Raw genomic sequence first — 25,928 nt, forward strand, 5'->3', positions numbered from 1 at the left:
CATCGTTCTGCCCCCATCGCCCCGATTCAACGAATGGCCTGCGTCTGGATGTCTCTCCCAAAAAACGCCGGACAAGTCGCATTCATCGATCCTCATCCGCCGATTCGCGCCGCAATAAGCCGCACAAAACGTCCCAGATCAACCATTCCACCACGAGCATGGCCAACGGCAGCGCAAAGAGCCCGAATTGCATCACCCCTTTGCGATCCGCCCACGACGGGTCGGAGTCGACCAATGCGCCGAACAGGACCAGGGTGGCGGTGCCGTTGACGAGCAGCAACAACGTCGTAAAGAACGCGAAGCACAAGGCGCCGCCCAGGCCCCCCAACACGGCCCAAACACCGCCACGCGGTCGCGAGGTCGATCGAAACCGAGGGCGTCGACGATTCGCTTGAGCGACTGGCCCGAGAGGTTTCTTCACCGCGTTCGCCGTTGCCGCTCGATCCGAATGCGGCAACCGATCGGAATCGTCTCGGTGACCTGGACCTCTCGACCGGCCAAGCTGGCTTCGATGGCATCGATGACGTAGGTCTTTGTGACTTCGTCGCCGGCGGGACTATCATCCATCGCCCCCATGTAGACGACTTTGCGATCCTCGTCCAACACAAAGAACTCCGGCGTGTACTTCGCGCCGTAATCTTTGGCAATCTGTTGTGACTCGTCCCACAGGTACGCAAACTTGAATCCCTTCTCCTTGGCGCGCTGCTTCATCGCCGGCATCCGATCTTCTTCGACCTTGTTCACATTGATCGCGACCACGGCGACCGACTTGCCCTCGTAACGATCGACCAACGCATTCAAACGATCTTCGGCATCGACCGCATAGGGACAAGAATTGCAGGTGAACGCAACGACGACGACCTTCTTCGGTTCAAGCGTCTCGAGAGAATGCACACGGTCGTCCGTCCCCGGCAACTCGCTCCACGCCGGAGCGGTATCGCCGATGTCCAGAACCGTGTTGTACTTGCCGGCTGACGCAGCGGTCGCCGCCAGACAAACCAGCATCACGAAGGTTGATAAAAAGAAGTGCCTGGATCGGATCATGGGGACGGCGTGGTGATGGTTTGGGCTCGTTTGACGGGATACCAATTATTGATCTTCTCCGCCAATCGGGCAACAACTTCGGGGTTCTCTTTGGCCAGGTTGTTGTGTTCGGCGGGATCGGCGATCAGATCGAACAGTTGCGGCCCTTTCTCGTCTCTGGGGTGAGTCGACTGATAGCGATTGACTTCCCCGTCATAGGTCAGCAGCAGCTTCCACTTGCCCTCGATACACCAGCGATAGAGCAAGGTGGCTTCGGGGTCTTCGATGTCCGCGATGTCGTGTGCGAACCCTTCGCCGAACAGGGTGTCGCGGGGGATCGCGTCGCCGCTGGTCAGTTGGGGCAACAGGTTCAATCCGGGACGATCATCGGGCAGCGGAGCACCGGCGGCGGCCAACATCGTCGGATAGATGTCGATGCTGCTGACCAGCTCGGGTCGTGTGCCAGCCTTGATCTTGCCCGGCATCCAATAAAAGATCGGCGTTCTCACTCCGCCTTCATAAGGCGTTTGCTTGCTCCGCGGTGCATACCCGTTTTTCTCTGGATCTTGGATCCAACCGTTGTCGGTCAGGTAAACGATCATCGTGTTGTCGTCGAGTCCACGTTGTTCAAGCGACTCCATCAGCTGGCCACAGGTTTCGTCAAACCACTCACACATCGCGTAGTACTTGGCAATCGTGATCGGTCGTCCGTCGCGGTACTTATCCAACAACCGCTGGGGAGGCGTGTGCGGCGTGTGCGGCATGAAGGGGGCGTACCACAGGTAGAACGGTTTGTCCTCCGCAACGGCCAGATCCAGAAACTCGTTGATCGGCTCGATGCCGTTACGCCCGATTTTTAAACCGTCATCGCCGTGACGCCCGCCCGGCTGGGGAAACCCGCGTGTCATGCCGTGAGTGAAACCGGCGTTCTGGTAACTGCCCTCCCACAACTTGCCGCTTTGGTGACTCAGGTAGCCGAGTTTGCCGAGCGCTTCGGGGACGGTTTCAAAACGATCCAGATACGAAATCAGTTGCGCACGCTGCCGGCTAAACAACTCCGAATCACGGGCAGCGTACTTGGGCGACGGATCGTTGCCGGTCACTCCATGCGTGGACGCGTAATGGCCCGTCAACAACGTCGCCAGGGAGGGTCGACACAGTCCGGTCGGCACATAGCCGCGGGGAAACACCGCGGCTTCGGATGCCAGCTTGTCCAAGTTCGGCGTCTGGATGTCTGGATGGCCCATGAACCCATAGTCCGTCCAGGCCATGTCGTCACTGAGAAGCAGGACGATGTTGGGCGGAGCGGCCGAGCTGAATGGAACAAACAGTGCGCTGAACAAAACGACCGAGAGGAAAAGCCGAAGTCGGTGAGCCATGGTGCGGGGGTAAGCAGGTAGGGAGGGGGCGGAAATCGAGGACATGGTTGCCATTGTAACTCGCATGCCGCGGCGGCGCAAATCGGCCGGAATCAGACGGCGTGGTGAGCATTCGGCGGCGTCACTCGGCGATCAGCTCGACGACGACACCTTTGAATGCCGGCGTCTTGCTTTGCGGATCGGCATGCCGGGCAACCAGCACATTGGATTCGGGATAATACATCAACGCATTCCCGCTGCGGATGGAATCATACGAGCGTGCCAGAATTCCGCTCATCGCCCCGGTTTCGCTTTTGACGGTGACGCGTTGGTCGTTTTCCAGACCGAATCGTTTCAGGTCGTCCGGGTGAATCAAAATCAAATCGCGCCGTTCCTGATTGCGATACAGATCCTCTTCTTCATAGACAACCGTATTGAATTGCCCTTCGCTGCGTACGGTCATCAATCGCAGATGATTGTTTTCGGTGCCTTTGAGATCCGGCAGTCGATGGCAATGCAACACGCCGCGGCCGTCGGCGGTCCCGAATTTCGGATCGTGAAACGTGCGGCCATCGATCTGAAATTCCTGTTTGGTCTGGTCGATCTCGGCGATCTTGCCGTAACCGGGAACCACCGCGCCGATCCACCTGCGAATGGTCGAGGGATTGGCCAAGTCATCCCAGTCCACGCCGGGCACGTCAGGCACGACGGCTTTACCGATCGCGGCGATCACAGACACCTCGCTGCGAGGTCCGGGCAACCGAGCCGGTCCGCCGTCGCTCAGCCGCACAAAGTTGAACATCGACTCCTGTGTCGTCGCCGCCGGCTCTTCGTCACGCGCCAACACCGGCAAGACGATCGTTTCTTTCGCCAGACCGTGGGCATGGCCGGTATTCATGGTCGTGTTCACCATCACGTTCATCTCCAGACTCGAGAGTGCATGATCGGCGAACGTGGAATCGGGATTGGATCCGTACAAATTGCCGCCCAAGCAGAAGCCGACTTTGATCTCGCCGCTCGCGGCGGCCTCCATGCATGCCAGCGTGTCTTTGCCCGGTGTCTCGGGCAACTGGACTCCGAATTTGTCTTTCAGTGCGGTAAAGATCTGATCCTTCAGCTTCGGGGTCACTCCCATCGAACCGATGCCTTGCACGTTGCTGTGGCCGCGGATCGGCATCAGGCCACAACCCGGACGTCCCACCATCCCTCGGGCGAACGCAAGATTGGCGATCGCCTGAACATTGTCGACGCCATGGGCATGATGAGTGATGCCCATCGTCCACGCGAAGACACACGTCTTTGACGCGGCGTAGAGTTCGGCGATCGATTCGATCTCGCTGCGAGCGACGCCGGATTTGGTTTCGATCTCTTGCCAAGACAACTCGTCGACGGCCGCCAACCACTCCTTGGACCCGCTGGTGTGCTCGGCCAGGAACGCGTTGTCGATCGCCCCCAGCGACTTCGTCGCCTTAGCCAGCCCCCACAACAACGCCAGGTCGCCGCCGATGTGCGGCTGAACGTAGTGACTGGCGATCTTGGTGCCCGCCAACAGCGAAATCGGATCGCTGGGGATGCGAAAATTAATCAGCCCCGTTTCGCGGACGGGATTGATCACAATGACTTTGCCACCGGCACGACGCACCCGCATCAAGCTGGTCATCAAACGCGGATGATTGCTGGCCGGGTTCCCACCGATCAGAAAGACCGTGTCGGCTTTTTCCAGGTCGTCCAAGACGATCGTTGCCGTGCCGCTGCCGACGCTGCTTTGCAATCCGACACCGCTGGCCTGGTGACAGTAATAGCTGCAATTGTTGACGTTGTTGGTGCCGTAAACCCTGGCCAACAACTGCAGCAAAAAGCCGGCTTCGTTGCTGCTGCGGCCACTGAAATACCAAAACGTCTCATCGGCCGCGGTCGCCGAGAGCTTTGCCGCAATGCTTTCGAAAGCCTCCTTCCACGTGATGACCTCGTAATGCGACTGGCCCTGCCGATAGCGGAGCGGATGGATCAATCGGCCGAGCGATTCGAGCTCGCGCGGCGAGAGCTGCTTGAGTTGTTCGATCGAAGTCTGTTTCCAAAAATTCGGATCGATCCCCGGCTGCATGTCGGCGACCATGGCCTGCAGGCTCTTCTTGCAAACCTCAAAGGAATGGCCGAGTTCATTGACCATCCCGCCTTTTTGCCCCCCCATCCCGACGGCGCAGGTCTTGCAACTGTTGCGGGTTCGCATGGCTTTGAACAGCTTCCAAATGCCGCCCGCCTCACGCCCCTTTTTGAACGTGTACCAGATCGCCCGAAATCCACCACCACTGCCAACTTTCACTGCGTTTAATCCTCGAACGAATCACGGTTTGACGCCGTCAATCTTAGCACCGATGGGCCGGCGGCGGGACCGAGACCGTCGGCTGACGTCGGATTGCGTCTGACATCACGACATATTGCATCACAGGGCGATCAGGAGGATCATGGAAATTGGCCACTCGCGTTCAGTTTCCGCCCCCCCTTTCGAACCAGATAGAAGCCATGCCCTGCGAACACCTGCAAGAACTGTTTGCCCTGTGCGAAAAACACGATCTTCAGATCGCCAGCCAAGACGCGATCAAGGTGGTGTGCCGCCAGTGCCATGAACAAGAGGTTTGCCCCTCCTCGCTGACCGACGGCGAACAAGTGATCGAATTGCCTCGCCGCGTCCAGGACGCGGCCGTCGATGAAGCGAACGGACCGACCGACGATGCGTCCCCATCAGCCACCTAACGGGCCGTTGAAGCCCCGGCGTACTGCCTGGCGTCGAAGAAAAGGTAAGAAGATTTCGGAGGTAGGAAAATTGGATTAGGAGAACCTTTTTTCGACAACCAAAATCTTCCTACCCTCAAAATCTTCCTACCCTCTTCCTGCATCTCCGCATCTCCTTTCAGAGACGCGTGATCACTTGCGGGCGCGTTTCGGATCCAAATTCGCATCCAGATCCGATGCCGAAACCGAGGACTCGACGCCACCCTCGGGCACCTCGGCCTGGGCGATCCAGAGCAGGCCGTTGAGCACGACTTTGCGGAAGTTGTCGTTGCCCCAATTGTCGTGAAAGTGGCCGCCGGTGAAGCCGAATCCCCGGCCGCCGTCTTCACGCTCGACCGTCCACATCATCGCTTCGGCGCGACCCTCGGACGCTTGGATGTGCGGATACGGGCCTCTCGGATAGACGTAAGGTCCGTCGCGGACGTCCGCCGAGGGCACGGCGACCAGAATCGGGACGAACTTCATTCCCGCCGACTCACCCGACCGGTCGCCGGTGATGTCGGACACAAACCGCATGTTGAAATACCATTCGTCCTTGATCTCGAATGGCTGGACGCCCCGCGTCACGGGATGTTCGGGGAAGGATTCAAATGCCGGTTGCCAAATCGGGTTGCACGAAAACAGGTGCTCGTAATGGCCTCCGATCCAACGCTTCATTTCGTTGCCGGCTTGATCGGCCAAGACTTCCACCCCGTAGTGCATGAACCCCAGTCCCACGCCCCGCTTGGCCCAGTCGTCGATCAATTTCAATCGACGTCCGTCCTGCTGGACGATTTCGTGCTTGCCACCGCCGTCCATAAAGAACACCACGGCGTTGGCATCGTCAAAGATCGTTTCGTCCTGCGGCCAGCCGTTGAGCACAAACTGGACGTCAACATCGGGCACACCCGACAAGCATTTCGCCATCAGCTGCACCCCGGCGTTGAATTCGTGCATCCGCGGCGGGTGGGACGGCTTGCCCGCCACCAAAACAATTTTTTTCGTCTCGGCGTGTGCCAGGCCAAACGAGAAGGCTGACGTGATCAGCAATCCAAACGCGATGATTGATTTCAAGGGACTCACTCGCAAGAAGACGGAAACGGGGAGCGAGTAACATAATCGCTGCCGTCGGCCGCTGCACCTGCTCGAACAACTTCCAGGCCTCGGTGTCGACACATCTTGAAAGAACCCTGCCGGGCAGGGAGGGTCGAGCCGTTTTCGGACGTCACCCTCCCTGGCAGGGAGGGTCGAGCGAAGCGAGGGGAGGGTCGTTTCGTTGCCACTGCGAGATTCCGAGCCGCACGCCCCATGCCACTTAGTTTGACGCCAAGCGGAGTGCTTTTGTTAGCGGTAGGGCGCGAGCCCTCCGGTCTTTCACGCTAAAACCGGACGGCTCGCGCCGTTCCGCTAACACCTTCAGAGCGAAAGTACGTGGCATCGACCGCACGCCCCCGCTACGGCCGATCCCCCCGCAATCTCCGCCCCGCCTCTTGACGCACTCGGCGGGAACGCCAAGCTGAACGGTTGATTTTCAGGCCGTTGTTCATTGCAGGTTGGCAAGATGAGTTTAGGAATCGCGTTGAAGGCTTTTTTCGCCGCGTTGGGGAACAAAGAAAAGGCGACTCAGATCGATGGGATCCTGCGTGGCCAGCAGCCGAGCGTCCCGGCGATCGAAGAGAAACCGGCGGAACGCCCCGTCGCGAAGCAACCCGAACCCACGCTTCGCGACCCCGCCGTGACGCTGTTGGCGACGCTGCAACGGGAAGCCCGGTTGATCGATTTGATCCAAGAAGACCTCAGCCAATACTCCGACGCCCAAGTCGGCGCTGCCGCACGGCCCTGTCTGCAACAGTGCGGCGGAGTCCTGCAGCGGGTGATGGGGCTGAAACCCCTGCTCGATGCCGCCGAAGGCGCCATGGTCGATGTGGCCGCCGACGCCTCACCAACCCGTTATCAGTGGATCGGCGAAGGCACCGGCACGTCCGGCAAATTGGTTCATCACGGTTGGGAAGTTTCTAAGCTGGAATTGCCGACGTGGACCGGTGACGCCGCCGATGCCAACATCGTCGCCGCGGCCCAAGTCCAAGCCCCGTAACACTCCGTTCACTTCACACCAATCGACTTCACACCAGTAGATTCGACATGGGCTCACGGTATTGCATCGGCATTGACCTTGGCACCACCAACTCGGTGGTCGCCTTTGCGCCGCTTTCGGAGGACGGCAAGAAATCCGAGCCGAAATTGGAATTGCTTCCGATCCCCCAAGTCATCGCGCCGGGTCAGATTGAATCGCGGCCGTCGCTGCCGTCGTTTCTGTATTTGCCTCGCGAGGGCGAAATCGAATCCTTGAAGACGCCGCTGGTGGGCGATCCGGGTCGCGGCATCGCAGGCGTCTACGCGCGGCAGCAATCGGCTGAAAACCCACAACGTGTCGTCGTGGCCGCAAAGAGCTGGTTGTGCCACGGAAACGTCGGACGCACCGAAGCGGTCCTGCCCTGGCAATCCCCGCCAGAAGTGACCAAGGTGTCGGCCTTTGATTGCACCCAGCGATTCCTCGCACACCTGGTTGCCGCCTGGCACGCCGCCCATCCCGAAGCTCCCTTAGCGGACCAGCAAGTCGTGCTGACCGTGCCCGCATCATTCGACCCGGCCGCCCGTGAGCTGACGCGTCAAGCCGCGATCGAAGCCGGTTTGCCGGATCACTTCGTCTTGCTGGAAGAACCGCAAGCGGCGGTGTATCACTGGCTCGGTTCCAATGCCGACCAGTGGCGCGAGCAACTCGGTGCCGGTGACGTGCTGTTGGTCGTCGACGTCGGCGGCGGGACGACCGACCTGACTCTGGTCACGGTCGAAGAAAACGGTGGCGAGCTGAATCTGCAACGACTCGCCGTCGGTAACCATCTGTTGCTCGGCGGGGACAACATGGACCTGGCCTTGGCCCACCACGTCGCCACGCGGTTGCAAGAACAGGGCCACGATCTTGATCCCTGGCAAAGCGTTTCGCTGTGGCACGCCTGTCGCGATGCGAAAGAAAAATTGCTTGCCGCCGAGGGCCCCGAGGAACACACGATCTCCGTGCTCGGCCGAGGCAGTTCGTTGATCGGCGGCACGATCTCGACTGCGCTGACCGCGGCCGAGACCCAGGGTTTGATCGTCGACGGCTTTTTCCCCCAGTGCACCGCCCAAGAACGTCCCGAGCGCCGTACGGCGTCGGGTTTCCAAGACATCGGGCTACCCTACGAAGCGGATCCGGCGATCACCAAGCAAGTCAGCGCCTTCTTGGCCGACCACGCCGAAGCGTTTCCCGCGTCAAACGGTGATGCCGAAACCGGCGGCGCCACGGGACTGACCCACCTGCTGTTCAACGGCGGCGTGTTCCGCAGCGAAACGCTACGCACGCGGATGCGCGACGTCATCAACAGCTGGTGCGACACCGCGCCGACAGTACTCGGCCAGCAGCAAGACCTGGACTGTGCCGTCGCCCTCGGTGCTGCCTACTACGGCTGGTCCAAGCAGGTCGGCGGCATCCGAATCCGCGGCGGCACCGCGCGTTCCTATTACATCGGCATCGAGACGGCCGGCTTGGCGATCCCCGGCGCACCGCGTCCTTTACGAGCACTCTGCGTCGCCCCACAGGGGATGGAAGAGGGCACCGAAGCCGAAGTGCCGGGCAATGAAATCGGCCTGGTCGTTGGAACGCCCGCACGGTTCCGTTTTTTCGCCTCCTCCAAACGCGGCGACGACACCGTCGGAACCCAACTGGATCGTTGGACACCGGACGAACTGGTCGAAAGCGAACCGATCGAATTGACACTCTCGCGCGACTCCGCCGGCGAAACAGGCAGCGAATCGGGCTCCGGCGAACCGTTCGTCCCCGTGCGGTTCGTCAGCCGCGTCACCGAACTGGGGATGTTTGAACTGTGGTGCCATTCGACGCGCACCGACGAACAGTGGAAAATGGAATTCAACGTTCGCGAGAAACGATAACGGTCTACCACGAGATGGAAGCAGGTTTTGTCTGAGCATAACGACACGTCAACGGACCCCACCGCAACACCAGCACGATTTGTCGTCGGCATCGACCTGGGCACGACGAACTGCGCGATGTGTTACGTCGACACGTCCGCATCCGACTGGCAGGTCGAAACGTTTCGAATCCCGCAGTGGGTCGATCTCGGTCAGCTCGAAAAACGCGAGACCCTGCCTTCGTTTCATTACGAGCTGACGGCCAGCGAAGCGGGCGGACAAGCCGGCACGCTTCCCTGGCACGACGATTCCGCGAAACCGACGTCCTGTGTCGGCGTGTTCGCCCGTGATGCGGGCGCGCGGCATCCGGGTCGACGCATCAATTCCGCCAAGAGTTGGCTGTCCCACGACGGGGTCGATCGCACCGCCGACTTTCTGCCCTGGCATGGGGATGCCGACGTGCCGCGGATGTCACCGGTCGCGGCGTCGAGCGAGTACCTTCGTCACCTGCGCGGAGCCTGGGACGATGCCTTCGCCGAACATCCCCTGCACGAACAAGACGTGGTGATCACGTTGCCAGCGTCGTTTGACGAAGTGGCTCGTGAATTGACGATCAAAGCTGCCAAGCAGGCGGGGCTGAAACGTGTTTATCTGATCGAAGAGCCCCAGGCGGCGTTCTATGCCTGGATCGATGGCCATCGCCGCGACTGGCAAGACCTGGTTCGGCCCGGTCAGTTGATCTTGGTCTGTGACATCGGCGGCGGTACGACCGACTTGACCCTGATTCGCGTGCGGCCGGCGGGCCAGTCCAACGATCAAGTTCAGTTCCACCGCGTCGCCGTCGGTCGCCACCTGATCCTCGGCGGCGACAACATGGATTTGGCGGTCGCCAAGCTGGCCGAGGCAAAGCTCAACGAGACCTCCGGCGGCACACCTCCTTCGGCCAGCCAGTGGGACCGCATGGTGCAAGCATCTCGCACGGTCAAAGAATCCATGTTGGACGAAGCGCGGGGAGCCTCGTTCACGCTGAACGTAGCCGCCGAAGGGGCAAAGTTGTTGGCCGGTGCGATCCAGGTCGAACTGACGGCCGAAGAAATTGATGCCACGCTGTTGGACGGTTTCTTTCCACGCGTCCAGTTCACCGATCGCCCCAGTCGCCAACAGAGCGGTTTTCAAGAGTTCGGCTTGCCCTACGCCGCCGACCCCGCGATCACACGCCACCTGGCAGAATTTCTCTCCGAACATCGTCGCAGCGGCATCGACGAGCAGGACGCCGAATCGGCCGATCGTCCCGATCTGGTTTTGTTCAACGGCGGCGTGTTGGCCGCTCCGGCGATTCGACAGCGGATCGTCGATTCGCTCCGCGACTGGTTCCAAGCCCCCGGCGAAAGCTGGCAACCCAAGGTTCTCGCGTCACAGCGTTTGGACTTGGCCGTCGCCCGCGGCGCCGCCTATTACGCGATGGTTCGGCGAGGTCAGGGCGTCCGCATCGCGGCCAATCTGGGTCGTTCGTATTACATGCAAGTGCAACACGATCCGCCCCGCGCCCTGTGCCTGATCCCCGGCGACGCCGAAGCGGGACAGCAATTCCGCGCCGATGATCATCCGCTGCACCTGCAAGTCGGCGCGCCGGTGCAGTTCCCGCTGTGGGTCAGCAGCACACGTCTGGCTGATCGCGTCGGCGACTTGGTTGCGATCGACCCGAACGAGATGTCCGCGCTGCCGCCGATTTGCACTGCCCTGGTACGCGGCCGACGCCGTGAAGAAACCGAATTGAGCGTGTTCGTGGAATCCGAGTTGAGCGAGATCGGGACGGTCGGCATGTACTGCGTCGACGCCGAACACGGCAAACGATGGAAATTGGAATTCGACATCCGCAGCACCCTGGAAACCGACCGAGACGCGCATACCGGAAGCGGCGAAACGGCGGGGATCGTCGATAGCGAAACCGTGGAAGCCTGCGCCGATGCGATCGAATCCGCCTTCGGTGCCGAGGCCGACATCAAACCCAATCAAATCGTCAAGCGACTCGAATCGATCACCGAAACCAGCCGCAATGATTGGCCACCCACGCTGATTCGCGAACTGTGGCAATTCTTGGCCGATGCCGAAACCGGCCGCCGAAAAACCCCCGCCCACGAAGCCCGTTGGTTGAACTTGGCCGGCTTCTGTCTGCGGCCGGGATATGGCGTCGCGGTGGATGACTGGCGGGTTCAACAAATGTGGCGGATGCTGCACGGACGGTTGGCGTTCCCGGCATCCCAATCACGCACCGAATCGATGATCCTGTGGCGGCGGATCGCGGGCGGACTGACGGCCGGCCAACAACAGCAACTCGCCGCTCCGATGCTGGCCACGCTGCGCAGCAAGTCCAGACGCATCGAGCCGCACGAGGCCAATGAGTTTTGGCGGCTGATCGCGTCGCTGGAACGGTTGGACGTGCGACAAAAAATCGAACTCGGTGACATCGCCTTGAAAGAATTCGGCCGCAAGAAAAACGTCCGGTTGCGTCCCGCACTGCTCTGGGCGCTGGGCCGACTCGGCGGACGCCAACCCGCCTACGGCCCGCTCAATACCACCATCCCGGTCGCCAAAGTTGAATCGTGGATCGAGTCGCTGGTCGCCATCGATCCGCCCGAATCCGACGTGCCGCTGACACTCGTTCAACTGGGGCGAAAAACAGGCGACCGCTACCGGGACATCGCCGCAGCGACCCGAGACAAAGCCGCTCGGTATCTGCAGTCCAGGGACGCGGCGGGCCACTTCGTCACCCTGCTCACCGAAGGCGGAACGCTGGATCGTGACGAAGAGACCGCCGTGTTCGGCGACTCGCTGCCCCTGGGTATTCGACTGGGACGATAACCCAATACCGCTAAGTTCGCGCGGTCGTGCCCAGAACCGGGGCCCGTAGGCTCGCNNGCGCTAGCGTCCGGGCCTCCTCGTCGAGCTGAACTTGGCGGGCTTGGCGATCAGCCCGCACAGTTTGCCAAACCGGCACCAAAGCGAATCCCGACAATTTCCTTCGATTGATGAACCACTCGCCGCCGATTCAAAACCGGTGTGTCGTTGGTCTGTTTCGTTTGGCGTTCTCGTATCGGTGAGGGTGTGATGCCACTTCGAAAACTCTGGAATTCGATTCGTGGCAAGTCGGCCACGCCAAAAGCCCGTGCGAGTTCAGAGACGGTGATTCCAGGGACAGGGTGCCCGGAACCAGGTTTGAATCCAGCACCAGGCATGCAGCCCGCCCAGCAAACCTCCCCGCCGACGCAACGCCCCGCGACCGCGCCGGCTCGCGCTGCGACGTCCAAGTCCATTTCAGGTGCCGCCACACGCGACGACAAGAAACTGTTTCGGCGGATGGAATCGCTGTCCGTTCAATCGGTGTTGGAAGTCGGTGTCGGTGACGGACGGCGATCGCTGGCGATGTTGCACGCACTGACCCACAAAGGCCACTCGACCCCGATCCATTACATCGCGATTGATGAGTTTGAACTGGGGGGCAACGCGCTTTCGCTGCGAGACTTTCACAAACAGTTGCGTGAGTACCCGGCCAAAGCACACCTGGTGCCGATGGCGATCGACGCCGGCCTGGATCGTGTGGTCCGAACGTACGGTCAAGTCGATCTAATCCTGTGGTCCGCCGAGCTGCCGCCGACCCCGGCTCAGCACAACGCGCTGGCTCGCTTGAGCAAGTCGCAGACCATCGTGTTCGCCCAGGAAAACGGCCGCTGGACCGAAACGCTGCCCGGCCTGGCTGCCGGAAAACGGGCCGCCTGATCGATCCCAGCCGTTCCAACCGGCATCGTCGACGGGACCGGAAAGATTTCTGGGATCGGCAGCGTCTGTGTTTTGAGCTAGGTTTGTTCATGCCGGAAACGGCAACTAAATTGATTCCCCCCGGTCAAGGCCGGCCGGGAATGAACAGACTGACCTCCAAAACAGATTGAATTGCGATGTGTGGAATTGTCGGATACGTCGGTTCGGACAAAGCGGGCGATTTCCTGCTCAGTGGTCTGCGCCGCTTGGAATACCGGGGATACGACAGTGCCGGCGTGGCGATCCACGGCGGTGACACGTTCCATATCACCCGCGCTGTCGGCCGAATCGACGCCCTCGCGAGCTCGTTGGGCCAAAATCCCGTGGACGGACCGATCGGGATCGGCCACACCCGCTGGGCCACCCACGGACCGGCGACCCAGGAAAACGCCCACCCGCACATCGGCGGCGACGGCGAAGTGATCCTGGTGCACAACGGAGTCATCGAGAACTTCCAAACGCTGAAAAACGAGCTGATCGAAAAAGGCTACGCGTTTCAGTCCGCGACCGATAGCGAAGTGGTCGCCCACCTGATCGCCGAAGGCCTGCGCGTGACGCCGGAGACGGCCGAGGATCCGTCGCTGCAATACGTGCAGGCAGTCCAGTGGGCCGTCGCCCAGCTGCGCGGCACCTATGGACTCGTGATCGCCTTCCGTGATCAACCCGACTTGTTGATCGCCGCTCGATTCGGCAGCCCGCTGGTGATCGGAATCGGCAACGGGGAATACTTCGTCGCCAGCGATTCGTCCCCGTTGGCCGGTTGCACCGATCGCATCGTCTACATGGCCGATCACCAATTGGCAGTGCTCCGCCCCGGAGGCTTTTCGGTGACGCACCGGGAACAGGGCAAAGTGACGGTCCAGATCCAGCCCTTGGAAGCAGCCGAAGAAGAGGTCAGCTTGCAGGGCTATGAACACTACATGCTCAAGGAAATCTATGAGCAACCCGAATCGCTGAAGAACGCGATGCGCGGCCGGCTGGACGAAGAAAACGCCACCGCCGTGTTTGGCGGATTGAACCTGACGCCGCAACAACTACGCAGCGTCGAACGCATCATCCTGACCGGATGCGGCACCAGTTGGCATTCCGCGCTGGTCGGCGAGTACCTGATCGAGGAACTCGCGCGGATCCCCGTCTGTGTCGAATACGCCAGCGAATTGCGGTACCGCAACCCGCCGATCGAAAACAACACGCTGGTGTTCGGGATCACCCAAAGCGGCGAGACGGCCGACACGCTGGCCGCATTGCGGGAAACCAAACGCAAAGGACACCGCACGCTGGCCTTATGTAACGTCGTAGGAAGCTCCATCGCCCAGGCCGCCGACGGCGGCGTCTACTTGCACGCCGGGCCGGAAATCGGCGTGGCCAGCACCAAAGCCTACACGTCGCAGTGCTGCGTCTTGGCCATGCTGGCGCTGTACTTCGGACGGATCCGACACCTCAGCTTCGAAGCCGGACGAAACATCATCCGCGACCTGCAGCAAGCCCCCGGAGCGGTCCAGGAGGCCCTGACCTGTAACGAACACGTCAAAACCGTCGCGGAGAAGTACAAGGACGCCACGAACATTCTGTACCTCGGCCGCCAATACAACTTCCCAACCGCCCTGGAAGGCGCCCTGAAGCTGAAAGAAATCAGCTACGTCCACGCCGAAGGCTACCCGGCGGCGGAAATGAAACACGGCCCGATCGCACTGGTCGACGAAAAAACCCCCAGCGTGTTCATCATCCCCCAAGGCACCACGTATGACAAAGTGATGGCGAATATGGAGGAGGTGAAGGCCCGTGGAGGCCCGATCATCGCCGTTGCAAGCAAAAACGATCCGCACATCGATGCCGTCGCCGACGACGTGATCCATATCCCCGACGTTCCGGCCATCATCCAGCCGATCGTGTCCGTCGTGCCGCTGCAGCTGCTCTCCTATCACATCGCACTGCTGCGGGGCTGTGACGTCGACAAGCCAAGAAATTTGGCCAAAAGTGTGACGGTGGAGTAGTGACATTCCACCCAAAATGGCATTCTTTCCTTGCGGATACCCGCAGCGAAATTACGCTCTTGATTGTTGCCCAATGAGCATGGGATGATCGTCGCCGAGACGGGGGCCAAGTCGACCCGGCGAGCAATCCATGACCAGGAACCCTTTTCTATTCGGATGAGAAAGACGATGAATCGTACCGGCCTGACCTTTAATTCTCGCAAGGCGTTGATGAACAATATCGGAGAGGCCGCGGGGACGGAAATTGCAAATTTGATTGCCGAAATGGCCGCCGAAATCGAAGAATTGCGACGCAACAAGGTCAACGTCACCCGCATCGTCCCGGCCACCAACGTCAATCTGATGGGCCGCAACGAAGACGCCATCTAGCGTTAAAAAACGAAATCCGAGCTCTCGAGCCCTGTCCCCGGCAGAACAGCCCACCAGGGAAGATGGGACCTATAGGACAGATGGGTCATATAGGTCCTATCCGGCCCATTTTCCCCTTGGCACCGGGGTCTGTCCCCTTGGCACCTTTCTCGCCCGAACGGACCACCCAGGGCAAATGGGCCCTATGGGTCATATAGGTCCTATCCGTCCCATTCCTCCCATGGCACCGGGGTCTGTCCCCTCGCGCTGCCGTCCACCGACGCGGCGCGACGCGCCCGACCACGTGCTCATTCCTTGCACCGTGTTTCCAATCCGGTGCCCACTTCGTGGGCAGACCGAATGCTCGGATGACTGGCAAGATACGCTGATGCAATTTTCCAATGACGTCGCCGAGCACCACAAAGGCACTCAGGAGACCGCTAAAGCAGAAACAAAACCACCACACACACCTTTGCGGCCGCGCCGTGAAATTCTGGTCCGCGTCGCGTGCGTACTGGCACGTCGCATGCAACCGACTCAGGGCAGGGAGGAAGCAGGGATGCACATGCTTCTATGGATGGTCGCTTGAGACGCAACGGGGAATTGTGTCTCGGGCATCAGAGAGTGCTGCCGAGACACCTCGCTGGGCAGAACTTGACGGATGGCTTTCGAGTCGGGTGATCTGGTTCCGGTGCCGGATCACCCGACTCCGCCGTTCCCTACGCACCGACCTCTCAGTTGCCGAACGGGTCGCCGCCAAACGGATCGGCGCTTCCGCCCGCCGGAGCTCCGAATGGATCCGCTCCCGCATCGCTGCCGAACGGATCGCCTCCGGCAGGAGCAGCAGGCTCGCCGAATGGATTCGAGTTGTCGCCCGCGGCCGGCATGCCCGCATCGCCGGCGTCGGCTGCAGCCCCTGCCGGTGCATCGTCGGCAAACGGATTGTCATCGAGTCCTTCCAAGGCATTGTTCTTTTCGACTTTGGGCTGTCCGTCGGCCAGCGCGGGACCGTCGTCGGCGAACGGATCATCGGGCACAGGCGCACTCGGAGCCGGCGGGGCCGGTGTGACCGCAACCGGCGGAGCCGTCGCGTTTGGTGCCGCGGCAGCCGGTGAAGCGCTGGGCTGGACTCCCAATTCCATCATTCGCGTGTCGGATCGAGTTGCCGCGTTCATCATCGCATTGACCCGTGCTTTCTGCCGAATCTCTTCCAGCTTCAGGCGAGCCGAACCCTGGAACCGCGACAGGGACCGCCCGATACCGTCTGCGCCTCCGGTACGTGCTTCCATCTGCGCTCCCACCTGCCAATCCAGCTCCGCCTCGGCGGTCCGTCCCTGATTGTGGGCCACAATGCCGCGGAAGTAATAGGCACGCGGGTCACGTGTTCCGCCGTCGATGGCCTGCGACAGGTAGTCGTACGCTTCGGTGTATTGACCGGCATAATACGCGTGCACCCCCCGGCCATAGATCTCGGCCAGGATGGATTCGTTCTGTGCACTGGCTTGGTGTGAGCCGAGCATTGCTCCGATGAGCGCGAGCGCGGCCAGCGGTGCGAGAGAAAAAGAATGTCGGATCATCACGTTGGGGTCCTCTGACAAGTCGATCGGTTGATTGCGTGCAAGTTAGCCGTTGCAGGCGAATATTGCGGAAGAATAGACGACAGCAACCTTGCCGATAGGTCGGCGTACAGACCGATAAGAGAATTCGGCCATTGAACCCCTGTAGGATACTTGTGCCGAGTTGCTCGGGCAAACGGATTCGAGCCGTCGGTCCAGAATTTACGGGTTCACCAGACCGTCAGCCCCCGACTAGGCGGCTTTTTCTCGGGGTTCCTTGGGCGGAGCGTCTGCGGGAGGTTCCACCTGTTCTGGTTCGGCGTTTCGCCCCGCCCCGGACAGTTCCAGCAGCCGACCGACCGCCGCACGCAGCGGAGGATCGTCAGAAAGCTCCTCTGGGCCGCGAGCGAGATTCGCCTTGGCCTGGTCGGAAAGGACCGACCGCTGAATCTTGGACTGCAGCGCATTCAATTCGGCTTCCAACTTCAAAATCTCTCGCTTCCTGGCATCCAGTACGGGAGAAGCGATGTCGGCCGCCGCGTCCGGCTCGCTCGGCGAATTGGCCTCCGGTGGATCGATGCCGACCAGCATGGGGAACGACGCCTCGCGCCAACGATCGGCCAGCTTGGCGAGCGCCTCGGGTTCCATCGGAATCACAAATCCCGGATCCGGCGTCACGCCCCAATCGTCGTCTTCGGTTGCATCGGCGGTGCGGTGGATGTTCTTGTTGTTGGGGCGAAAGTATCTCGCCACGGTCAACCGCAAGGCGCTGCGGCCGTATTGCAGCGGCATGATCTCCTGCACGGTTCCCTTGCCGTAGCTGCGCGTGCCCACGACGATCGCCCGCCCGTTGTCCTGCAAACACGCGGCGACGATTTCGCTGGCGCTGGCGGAATTTTCATCGATCAGGATGGCGATCGGCTTGGCGGCATCGACCAGCGTTCCGGGTGTGGCCGCGTAAGACTCTTCGATTTCGCCGTCGCGGATCCGGGTGGAAACGATTTGCCCCTTCGACAAAAACATGTCACTGACGTCGCGTGCGGCGTACAACAACCCGCCCCCATTGCCGCGCAGATCCATCACCAAGGCATCGAAATCGTTATCCAGATCGGCCAACACCTGCTCCAACTCGCGAACCGTTTTTTCTCCAAAACTTTTCAGCCGGACATAGGCCACCGAAGGCTCGCTGGCCAACCGGTACACCCAGCGGTTGGACGCGTCGCGATGATCACCGACGACCGATTCCAATTCGATCGTCGCGCGCTGGACCGACATCGTGTGTTGCTCGTCGCCACGCAGCACCGTCAGGGACACCATCGTGCCCGGCGGTCCCTTCAACCGATCGCTGACATCAGCCAACAACATCTCCGAAACATCCTGACCGTTCACTTTGATGATCAGGTCGTTCGGCAAGACGCCCGCACGCAACGCCGGCGAATTGACCAGCGGCGTGACCACCCGAACCGGCTCCCCCGGGTTAGGCTGATCCACGTAGATCCCGATGCCGGCGAATTCCTGATGCATGTTGTCCTGAAACGACCGATACGCATCGACGGCGAAATACCCGCTGTGCTCGTCCAACTGACTGACCACGCCCTCCATCGCCGCCATCACCAACCCCTTGCGGTCGACCGGATCGACATAGTTTTGTTCGATCAGTTCGATCGCTTCACCCAAAATGCTCGCCGTCCGGGTGTTGCGGTACGTGAAATGACACAAAATGCTGACGACCACCGCAAAGAGAATCAGATTGAAGTTGCGGGGTGGCATACGCTGAAACAAACTTGTGTGAAGGGATTTGGGCGGTGATCGTCAGGCTGTGATCGGGGCAGCGCAAACGCCGGTACCGCGAACTGCCTATTGTACGGCGTCGATCAGCCCAACGGAAATCCCCACCTGCCCAGCCGCTTATGGCTACACCCCGCCCAAAAATGGAATCGGAATCAGCACCGCGTGCTGTTGCACCCAGGTTTGCAATCCGTCCCAACTGGTGTACTGCGAAAGCGTGACGAAGAACAAATAGATCGCAACGACACCGGGCAGCAACAATCGCACCGTCCAACGCGAAAGAAAACTCCATTTGCCGGTCGGTTTCACGGCCCCGTCCCCGAAATGGAGGGCGATTCGTTTGGCCCGACGCATCGCCAACCCCTCGGCCAATCGCGCCGGCAAAATGAACGCCACAAACATCAGCGTCGGCAACCAAACGACCTCGCGCGGCGTCGCTTCGATCTTCAGCAGGTACAGCGGAATCGGCAGGATCACCAACCCCAGCACCATCGCCGTCAGCCACGCCCAGGGCGCATAGCAAAACAACCGACGGATGCGACGCACCTCGAACAGCGCCCGCACTCGGTTCTCCGCCGCAAAGTGCGCCTGCAGCATCGGCAAGTACAGCAGCACCACCCCCAAAGCGATCAACGCCAACCCGCCGACCAGCCCCGCCAACCCCGTCTCGCCGTTGCGGTTGGCGGCAATGATGATCATCGCCGGGATCAACCACACCAACGTCCCCAACGCTCCACGCAATCCGAGCCAAAAGAAACGCCCCAGTTCCAAGGAATGCGTGAAATCCCATAGCCGGTCGGGCAATGGAAGATACGTACTCGGCCGCCACGCCTGTCGCAGCATCCGCTTCGGCTGCGGCCACAAAAAATGGACCAGCCGTCCGCCCCGCGCCAACGCCCAGAGCAAATACAAAACCCCCAGACAAGCCGCGGCGATCGCGGCAATGCGGAGAACGGTTGCTTGAGCCGCACCGGGCGCGATCAAGGAAGCGACACTTTCCCAATGGGCTAACAGTTGGACAGGCAACGATCCGACGACGACCGCCAGCACCACGATCCCGATTTGTCCGGCCGCACGAAGATGGGGCAACGATTCACGCAGGGTTCCCCCACGCGTCAATCGGCCGGCAACATCCAACAGATAGCCGAACGTGATCAACTGCAGAATCGGGATCGCCGCCAAGACCGCCAGACAAACGATCAACGAGGCAAGGCTAAACAGACCACGGATCAACCAGCTGATTCCCGCGACGACGGTCCGAACCACACCCCGGCGGGCAGGCGACGATGTCTCCTCCGCGGAAACCAACGCATCGCCGTTGGCTGGCAATTCGCCGTTGGCTGGCAATTCGCCGTTGGCTGGCAATTCGCCGTTGGCTGGCAATTCGCCGTTGGCTGGCAATTCGCCGTTGGCTGGCAATTCACCGCTGGCTGGCAATTCGCCCTCGGTCGTTGCCTCAACTTCGGCTGGCAGCTCGGTCATTGGCATCGTGCCGACTGCGGCCGAGGACGCATGTGTGTCGGCCTGCCGACCGATCTGCTGACCGCCAGTCTCGTCCACCGATTCGATTTCCGGGGAAGACAATTCGTTGGTTGGTTCAATCACTTCATTGCACAGAATTCGGTGTGAAGCGGTCAACGGCGAGCCGCGATCGGTCGAGGCGAAAAAAAACTTTGAAACTCTTGCCCGCTTTCGCGGTGGCTGGGCTCATCGCGATGGCGCGATCCAAGGGTGACCGCAAATCCAGGCTATCCTGTTCGCCCGTCAGATGGGCATTCTTGGCAAACTGAAACGCGAATTCGTTCACTTTCTTTTCATTCTTCGCGTGATTCACTTCAGCCAGGCATCGGAGCGTCTTGCGCCGGCGACCACAAACGCTGCGCGACCGTGCAATTTGGACACCACCCGGTGGCGGTTAGTCAAGGCTGGTAAACCTTGCGGCGTTCAGACCATGCCATCAAGGGATCCTACTGGTTGTTCCGATTCACTCTCTCGTGCCGGGGATTCCGGCTCCCATGACGATCGAAAGCCCGCAACCTTCGATCGACAAGCGACGCATCCAGTTCTGCTCAACGGGTACGGGGACCTATGCGACCACCGATCCAACTTGCCCCGACCAACAGACGATTCCGCAAGACCACGACCCAGTGGCTGCATCGAATCGCGAAAGTCGGCTTCGCACTTTCGATGATGACGGCGATTGATGCTTCGAGCGTTAGCGCTCAAGTTGCCTCGCTGACGTCCTTCGAACCGGCGACCGCGTCGAGACGCGTGACCGATTCCAGACGTGAAACTCCGACGGTGCTCGCGGTCCGCCGTGCCAGTCCCTCGGTGGTCAACCTGCACGGTCAAAAAACCATCCGCAGCACCGCCGCCGGCCTGGCCGGTGCCACCGACGGCGGCGGATTCCGACAGGTCAACGGGATGGGCACCGGTGTGGTGATCGACCCGCGTGGCTACGTGATCACGAACTATCACGTCGTCGAAGACGTCGATAACATCCGCGTCACGCTGCACGACGGAACCGTGACATCGGCCGAACTGATCGCCGCCCGGCCGCGGAACGACCTGGCTTTGGTGAAAGTCGATGTCGAATCGGACTTGCCGACCGTGCCCCGAGGCACCAGCAGCGACTTGATGGTCGGCGAAAGCGTGATCGCGATCGGCAACGCGTATGGCTACGTGCACACCTGCACCCAAGGCATCATCAGCGCCCTGCATCGCGACGTCCCGGTCAACGACACGCAGGACTACGAAGACCTGATTCAAATCAGTGCCGGAATCAATCCGGGCAACTCCGGCGGTCCGCTGCTGAACATCGACGGTGAAATCATCGGCGTCAACGTCGCCGTCCGTGTCGGTGCCCAACAGATCGCGTTTGCGATTCCGATCGACCAGGTCGTCGAAATCGTCACGTCGATGATTGACGAACACAACGCCGAGCGTCTTGATACCGGATTGCGAACCAACGGCGGTCCGCGCGACGGCGATGGCATTACCATCGCACATGTCTCCGCTAGCAGCCCCGCCGCACGAGAGGGGCTGAAGCCGGGTGACCGCGTGGTCCGCGTTGGTTCGCGTCCCGTCGACGACCGTTTGGACTTTTCGCTCGCCCTGTTGCAAATGCGACCGGGCCAACGCATCCCGATCGCCGTCGAACGTGACGGCAGCACGCTGGAACTGGCCGTCGCAACCACGCCGTCCAAAGCATCCGATGCCGACAACCCCAGCGACACCGCATGGGCCGTGCTCGGAATCCGCGCCAAACCGGTCAGCCAATCGACCATGAACCGGCTGAACTCGCGAATGCGAACACCCTACCGCGGTGGTCTGTACATCACTTCGGTTCGCCCCGGCTCGGCCGCGGCGGAGCAGGGGATTCAAGTCGGTGACGTGCTGCTGGGCATCCACGGATGGCAAACCGCCAGCATCGGTGACTTGGCGGGCATCCTGGATCACCCCGACATGAAAAAGGGTCCGCGAGCGAAGTTCTACATCGTCCGCCGCGAACAAACCCTCTACGGACATTTCCAACTCGCCTCTCGCGACGAAAACATTCGTCACTAACGCCGACGGCAGGGGCGGCGGCCCGGGGTAATGTCTCGGGTGATTGGCCCGGGGTGGCCTGCCGCACGCCCCACACCGCTACGCCCGACACAGCTACGCTCGTCCCGGAGTAAGCTCGCAACCACCGCAACCGGTTGCGAGCTTACTGACCCAGCCGGGACGAGCGTCTGTTTAAAATGGAACGCATGAAGATTCCATTGCAACATCGGCGGCATCCTTGCTCGGCCTGCCATTGTCCCAGTCACCCTAGTGACACGCATTGGCGTCGACACGAATCGCAAGAGTCGAAGTCACCCTCCCTCTGGGAGGGTCGCGGAGGAGTTTACGACGACGCGGGGAGGGTCGATGTGGCTCGCAATCGCTCAGCGACGACCGCTCGACCCTCCCCTCGCTGCGCTCGACCCTCCCTGCCAGGGAGGGTGACTGAAGTTGTGTCGACACCAATGCCTTGTAGGAGGGTCGAGCGGAGCGGGGCGAAGTTGCTGCTGACCGCCGCCCTGCTGATCGCCGTGTCTGCCCAGGCACCCGTGCACGCCCAACCGTCTGCGGCGATGACCGCCGACCGGATGGCGGCGATCACGATTTCACCCTCCACCCCGAAGCCGCATGACCAACCCGGCGGCAACAGCGTCCGGCGACTCTGCCGAGCCGAACCGGACAAGAACATTCCTAGCTGGAACGTCGAGGGCTGGCAGGCCTACCAACGTCTGTGGGATGAATTGGCCGCCGACCCCGACGACCCGGCGCTGCGAAAGTACCTCGGGCTTCCGATCGGATCGGCCGCCGAAAACGACACGTTTGTGATCAAGTCGGCGCGCGGCCGCAGCGCCCCGAAATGGCTGGGCTGGAGAAGCGGATCCTATCGGCAAATCGAGACGCCCCACCTGCAACTCTTCTCCCACGCCGACGAAGCCACCACGCGTGAAGTCGCGACGGACATGGAACGTGTGTACTGGATCTGGACACAACTGTTCTTTCCGCTTTGGGAAGGCAATCATCAAGTCGCTCTTCATCTGCGCGACATCGATGCCGACCAGAGCGTCGCCGACGCTCTGGCAAAACATCCGGCCAGACTTTCGTCACGGCGCAAGCTACGCATCGTGTTGCTCAAAGACGCCGACGACTATGCACGAACACTCGGCACATCGATGCCCGGCATCGACCAGTCGACCGGGTTCTACAGCGACCAACGACAGACGTCGTTCTTTTATCCCTCGACATCGGCCGACGCCGTCGCATCACGCCGACACGAATTGATCCACCAACTGTTCCGCGAAGCCACACGATCCCGACTGATGGGTGAACTGCCCGGCGCGCGAGCTGATTTTTGGTTGATCGAAGGCATCGCGGGCTACTTCGAATCGCTGCACGTCGACCGTGCCCGCGCGACGGTCGGTGGCTGGGATAGCCCGCGTCTGCAATTCGCCCGCTACCGGGTTCTAGGTGGTCGCGATTTCATACCGCTACAAGAATTACGAAGCGCCGGTCACGCTGCCGCACAACAACAATCCGATCTGGCCCGTTGGTACGCCAACGCGATCGCCTACACGCATCTGCTGCTCGACGGTGACTCCGTTGCCCATCGGCGCTGGGTCTACCAGCAACTCGCCACGCTTTACCAAATCCCGCTCGACGTGCCGGCCGCCGCCGCTCCCGAGTCGCCCGAACGCGGGCTGATCGATTTCCTTCGAGTCGACGACACCGTGCTTCGTGACAACCCCACCAGCCGTCCGTTGACGCAACTGTGTTTGTCAAATTGTGAAACCACCCCAACCGGACTCGCTTCACTGACAACGTCGAATGACTGCCAATGGATGGATCTGTCGCGACAACCGGTTGCCACCGCCGATGTCACGCGACTTTGCCCCACACCGGCTCAGCTGGATCAATTGTCACTCGAAGCGACGCGGGTTGATGATTCCCTCCAAGCCTGGCTGCGGCAGGCGACGAACTTGCGCGAACTCGATCTCAGCTGGACCCCGTGCGGCGACCAAACCGTCGCGGCCATCGCGAACCACCGCGCGCTTCAAACGCTGTGGTTGACGGGAACCCGAGTCACCGATGCGTCGATTCCCACGCTCGCCGCGATCGGCACGCTGCAATCGATCGATGTCCAACGCACCGACATCACCAGCAACGGGTTGGCAAAACTCAAAACGCTTCGTCCCGATTGCAACATCAATCCCCTGCAGCTCCGCGCCCCATGACCTTTCCCCGCTTCTTCACCGCGAAGCAATCACTCACTTCGCATCGCATCGACGACGTCGCGGCCGAACTGACCGAGCAGCTCAAGGCGGAAGCGACGATCACGCAGATCCATCCCGGGCAATCGGTGGCGATCGCCGTCGGCAGCCGTGGCATCGACCGAATCGCCGAAGTCACGCGAACCGTTGTGCGTCTGTTGATCGATCGCAATGCCCAGCCGTTCGTGGTCCCCGCGATGGGCAGCCACGGCGGTGCAACCGACCAAGGCCAAGCCGCCACGCTCGCGGCACTCGGGATCACTCCCGAATCGATCGGTTGTCCGATCCGGTCATCGATGGAAACCGTCCCGATCGGTGAAGGCCCCGGCGGCATCCCGCTGTCTTTTGACCGCTACGCCGCAGCCGCCGACCATCTGATCGTGATCAATCGCATCAAGCCCCACACCAAACTGACCGGTTCGATCCAAAGCGGTGTCTGCAAGATGTTGATGATCGGACTCGGCAAACATCGCGGTGCGCTCGCCTTTCATCCCGCGTTCAAATCCTTCGATCATCGGCTGGACCGAATCACCAGCGATGTGATTCCAAAGATCCTGGCGGCGACACCGTTCTTGTTCGGAATCGCACTCGTCGAAGACGCCCATGACTCGATCGGCCAGATCGCCGTCGCCACCGGTGATCAATTGCTGGACCTGGAACCGACACTGCTCCGCCGGGCGATCGAGTGGATGCCCAAACTGCCGTTTCGAACGGCCGACTTGCTGATCATCGATGCGATCGGTAAAGAGATCAGCGGCACCGGATTGGACACCAATGTCGTCGGCCGTAAGTGGCACGACAAGATGGCCGGAGACGACGAATGGCCCAAGATCGACGAGATCTACGTTCGCTCGCTGACGGAAAAGACCGCCGGCAACGCATCCGGAATCGGCATCGCCGAATACACGCATCGACGCGTCGCCGAGGAGATTGATCCGGTCAAGACGCGCATCAATTGCATCACCGCAGGCCACGCGACCGCGGCCGCGCTGCCGGTCTGGTTCGACTGCGATCGCGATGTGCTCGAGGCCGTCATCGGACAAACACCGATGGACGCCGATCAACGGCGTTGGCTGCGGATCCCCAACACACTCGATCTGGAAACAATCCATTGCAGCGAAGCCTATTTGGAAGACGCACGACGCAGCGGCCAGCTTGAAATCCTCGATGATCCCCAACCGCTCCGGTTCGATGACCAGGGCGACTTTGTTTGATCCCCGGCCAGGACACGGTGGCGGCGGGGAGGTAGGAAGATTTTGGAGGTAGGAAAATTGCCGAAATCGAATGGATCGTGCACTGCATTATTTTCTTACCTCCAAAATCTTCTTACCTGTTTTCCGCAATGGCTGAGTAACCTTGAGTTACGCCCACCCAGATGCGGAGCACGCCGCTGGCGGCGACACGTCAATTCGATCCGTCGATGTCCTCCGGTCGACGCCACCATTGCAAGGCAACGAACAATCCTTGATAAACTGCGACGAGATCATCCCATTTTAC

At 60.8% G+C, this 25,928-nt stretch carries 18 protein-coding genes; 10 read left to right on the top strand and 8 right to left on the bottom strand.

Features of this window, described 5'->3' with window-relative positions; genetic code table 11:
- Positions 1 to 82: 82 nt before the first annotated feature.
- The 4 genes from NZK35_RS19040 to NZK35_RS19055 all read right to left on the bottom strand — a co-directional run bounded on the left by NZK35_RS19040 (position 83) and on the right by NZK35_RS19055 (position 4,704).
- Positions 83 to 283, bottom strand: coding sequence for a hypothetical protein (locus NZK35_RS19040; RefSeq protein WP_259634111.1), 201 nt, complete (start codon positions 281 to 283; stop codon positions 83 to 85).
- A gap of 134 nt (positions 284 to 417) precedes the next feature.
- Complete coding sequence (locus NZK35_RS19045; RefSeq protein WP_259634112.1) at positions 418 to 1,044, bottom strand: thioredoxin family protein; 627 nt, start codon at positions 1,042 to 1,044, stop codon at positions 418 to 420.
- Positions 1,041 to 2,402 carry a sulfatase family protein gene (locus NZK35_RS19050; RefSeq protein WP_259634113.1) on the bottom strand — a complete coding sequence of 454 codons (1,362 nt, stop codon included), beginning with the start codon at positions 2,400 to 2,402 and terminating at the stop codon, positions 1,041 to 1,043. The genes NZK35_RS19045 and NZK35_RS19050 overlap by 4 nt, the downstream gene beginning before the upstream one ends.
- 121 nt (positions 2,403 to 2,523) lie before the next feature.
- Positions 2,524 to 4,704 (bottom strand): FdhF/YdeP family oxidoreductase, encoded by a 2,181-nt coding sequence (locus NZK35_RS19055; protein WP_259634114.1) that lies wholly within the window; start codon positions 4,702 to 4,704, stop codon positions 2,524 to 2,526.
- Between the two features lie 200 nt (positions 4,705 to 4,904).
- Here NZK35_RS19055 and NZK35_RS19060 point away from each other — a divergent pair, with 200 nt between their 5' ends.
- Positions 4,905 to 5,135 carry a hypothetical protein gene (locus tag NZK35_RS19060; RefSeq protein ID WP_259634115.1) on the top strand — a complete coding sequence of 77 codons (231 nt, stop codon included), beginning with the start codon at positions 4,905 to 4,907 and terminating at the stop codon, positions 5,133 to 5,135.
- A gap of 171 nt (positions 5,136 to 5,306) precedes the next feature.
- Here NZK35_RS19060 and NZK35_RS19065 read toward each other — a convergent pair whose 3' ends face one another.
- Positions 5,307 to 6,236 (bottom strand): ThuA domain-containing protein, encoded by a 930-nt coding sequence (locus NZK35_RS19065; protein ID WP_407699807.1) that lies wholly within the window; start codon positions 6,234 to 6,236, stop codon positions 5,307 to 5,309.
- A gap of 478 nt (positions 6,237 to 6,714) precedes the next feature.
- On the opposite strand from NZK35_RS19065, the gene NZK35_RS19070 reads away from it, so the two are divergent.
- The 6 genes from NZK35_RS19070 to NZK35_RS19095 all read left to right on the top strand — a co-directional run bounded on the left by NZK35_RS19070 (position 6,715) and on the right by NZK35_RS19095 (position 15,298).
- Positions 6,715 to 7,248 (top strand): DUF2760 domain-containing protein, encoded by a 534-nt coding sequence (locus NZK35_RS19070; protein WP_259634117.1) that lies wholly within the window; start codon positions 6,715 to 6,717, stop codon positions 7,246 to 7,248.
- A gap of 47 nt (positions 7,249 to 7,295) precedes the next feature.
- Positions 7,296 to 9,140, top strand: a complete 1,845-nt coding sequence (locus NZK35_RS19075; protein WP_259634118.1) for an Hsp70 family protein — start codon at positions 7,296 to 7,298, stop codon at positions 9,138 to 9,140.
- A 27-nt stretch (positions 9,141 to 9,167) separates the two neighbouring features.
- Positions 9,168 to 11,981 carry an Hsp70 family protein gene (locus tag NZK35_RS19080; protein WP_259634119.1) on the top strand — a complete coding sequence of 938 codons (2,814 nt, stop codon included), beginning with the start codon at positions 9,168 to 9,170 and terminating at the stop codon, positions 11,979 to 11,981.
- Between the two features lie 354 nt (positions 11,982 to 12,335).
- Entirely contained in the window at positions 12,336 to 12,896 is a 561-nt protein-coding gene (locus tag NZK35_RS19085; RefSeq protein WP_259634120.1) for a hypothetical protein, read from the top strand.
- Positions 12,897 to 13,072: 176 nt separating this feature from the next.
- On the top strand, positions 13,073 to 14,929 hold the full coding sequence (gene glmS, locus NZK35_RS19090) for a glutamine--fructose-6-phosphate transaminase (isomerizing) (protein WP_259634121.1): 1,857 nt from the start codon (positions 13,073 to 13,075) through the stop codon (positions 14,927 to 14,929).
- A gap of 168 nt (positions 14,930 to 15,097) precedes the next feature.
- Positions 15,098 to 15,298: a hypothetical protein gene (locus tag NZK35_RS19095; RefSeq protein WP_095739335.1), complete on the top strand. Its 201-nt coding sequence runs from the start codon at positions 15,098 to 15,100 to the stop codon at positions 15,296 to 15,298.
- A gap of 713 nt (positions 15,299 to 16,011) precedes the next feature.
- Here the strand turns inward: NZK35_RS19095 and NZK35_RS19100 are convergent.
- From NZK35_RS19100 to NZK35_RS19110, 3 genes are all read right to left on the bottom strand, one after another.
- Positions 16,012 to 16,854 (bottom strand): tetratricopeptide repeat protein, encoded by an 843-nt coding sequence (locus NZK35_RS19100; RefSeq protein ID WP_259634122.1) that lies wholly within the window; start codon positions 16,852 to 16,854, stop codon positions 16,012 to 16,014.
- 231 nt (positions 16,855 to 17,085) lie between these two features.
- Positions 17,086 to 18,603: a S41 family peptidase gene (locus tag NZK35_RS19105; protein ID WP_259634123.1), complete on the bottom strand. Its 1,518-nt coding sequence runs from the start codon at positions 18,601 to 18,603 to the stop codon at positions 17,086 to 17,088.
- Positions 18,604 to 18,747: 144 nt separating this feature from the next.
- A complete protein-coding gene (locus NZK35_RS19110) occupies positions 18,748 to 20,226 on the bottom strand; it encodes a DUF4013 domain-containing protein (protein ID WP_259634124.1) in 1,479 nt (492 codons plus the stop codon).
- A 483-nt stretch (positions 20,227 to 20,709) separates the two neighbouring features.
- On the opposite strand from NZK35_RS19110, the gene NZK35_RS19115 reads away from it, so the two are divergent.
- The 3 genes from NZK35_RS19115 to NZK35_RS19125 all read left to right on the top strand — a co-directional run bounded on the left by NZK35_RS19115 (position 20,710) and on the right by NZK35_RS19125 (position 25,645).
- Entirely contained in the window at positions 20,710 to 22,188 is a 1,479-nt protein-coding gene (locus tag NZK35_RS19115) for a trypsin-like peptidase domain-containing protein (RefSeq protein ID WP_407699808.1), read from the top strand.
- A gap of 443 nt (positions 22,189 to 22,631) precedes the next feature.
- On the top strand, positions 22,632 to 24,395 hold the full coding sequence (locus NZK35_RS19120; protein ID WP_259634125.1) for a leucine-rich repeat domain-containing protein: 1,764 nt from the start codon (positions 22,632 to 22,634) through the stop codon (positions 24,393 to 24,395).
- The gene (locus tag NZK35_RS19125; RefSeq protein ID WP_259634126.1) at positions 24,392 to 25,645 is read left to right on the top strand and encodes a nickel pincer cofactor-dependent isomerase, group 22; all 1,254 of its coding nucleotides are present in this window, start codon (positions 24,392 to 24,394) and stop codon (positions 25,643 to 25,645) included. Before NZK35_RS19120 ends, NZK35_RS19125 begins: the two co-directional genes overlap by 4 nt.
- Positions 25,646 to 25,928 lie beyond the last annotated feature (283 nt).

It is taken from the genome of Stieleria sedimenti (genome assembly GCF_025060895.1).
Taxonomy (GTDB): Bacteria; Planctomycetota; Planctomycetia; order Pirellulales; family Pirellulaceae; genus Stieleria; species Stieleria sedimenti.